Source organism: Streptomyces sp. NPDC048639 (genome assembly GCF_043199075.1).
Taxonomy (GTDB): domain Bacteria; phylum Actinomycetota; class Actinomycetes; order Streptomycetales; family Streptomycetaceae; genus Streptomyces.
The window spans coordinates 1-1,071 of record NZ_JBICVP010000033.1 but is presented as its reverse complement, the minus strand read 5'-3'; the positions used below and the strand labels follow the sequence as shown (position 1 = coordinate 1,071).

1 protein-coding gene is annotated in these 1,071 nt (G+C 70.8%); it reads right to left on the bottom strand.

Annotated elements, in window-relative coordinates:
* Positions 1–1,071: acyltransferase domain-containing protein (locus ACGFNH_RS32685; protein ID WP_393660014.1), on the bottom strand; the 1,071-nt coding region annotated here is incomplete at both ends.

Sequence of the window (1,071 nt, the reverse complement as noted above, 5' to 3'; positions counted from 1 at the left end):
ACCACCGACCGCGGCCCGTTCACCGCAGCGAGTCCCACCCGGTCGTCGAGAAGCGGCTCGACCTCCTCCTCGGAAGCCTCCACCGCCACCATCGCGCCACCCTCGGGCAGCGCCTGCATCAACCGGCCCCGGGCAACCACGAGACGGCAGGCGTCCTCCAGGGACCACACGCCTGCGACATGGGCCGCCGCGATCTCCCCGATGGAGTGCCCGGCGAGAACATCCGGCCGGACCCCCCATGACTCCAACAGCCGGAACAGCGCCACCTCCAGCGCGAACAACGCAGGCTGCGCGAACTCCGTACGGTTGAGAACATCGGCCTCGTCGCCGAAGACCACGTCCCGCAGCGGGCGCTGAAGTTCGGTGTCCAGGTGGGCGCACACGGCGTCGAAGGCATCCGCGAAGACCGGGTACTCGTCGTACAACTCCCGGCCCATCCCGGGCCGTTGCGAACCCTGACCGGCGAAGAGGAAGCCCGTCCGGCCGGCCTCGCCGACCTCCCCCACAACCGCACCGGCCACCGTCTCCCCGGCCGCCACGGCTTCAAGACCGCTCAGCAACTCCTCACGATCCGCGCCCCACACCACCGCACGGTGCTCGAACACCGAACGCGAGCGCACCAGCGACACACCGACCTCGGCGACGGACAAGGCCCCGCGCCCCGCCACGAACCCCGCAAGCTGCCCGGCCTGCGCCCGCAACGCATCCCGACTCCGCGCCGACACCACCCACGGCACCAGCGCAGACCCCGGCCGCTCCGCGTCCGCAGCCTCGACAACCCTCTCGTCGGAGATGGGCTGTTCCAGCACCACGTGCGCGTTCGTGCCGCTCACACCGAACGCGGAGACGGCGGCGCGGCGGGGCCGGTCCTCCACCTCCGCCCAGTCCTGAACGTCTGCAAGCAGCCGTACATCGCCTGCTGTCCAGTCGACGCGGGAGGTGGGTTGGTCGGCGTGGAGGGTGCGGGGCAGGGTCGCGTGCTGCATGGCCAGCAGCATCTTGATGACTCCGGCGACACCGGCCGCGGCCTGGGTGTGACCGATGTTGGACTTCACCGAACCCAGCCACAAA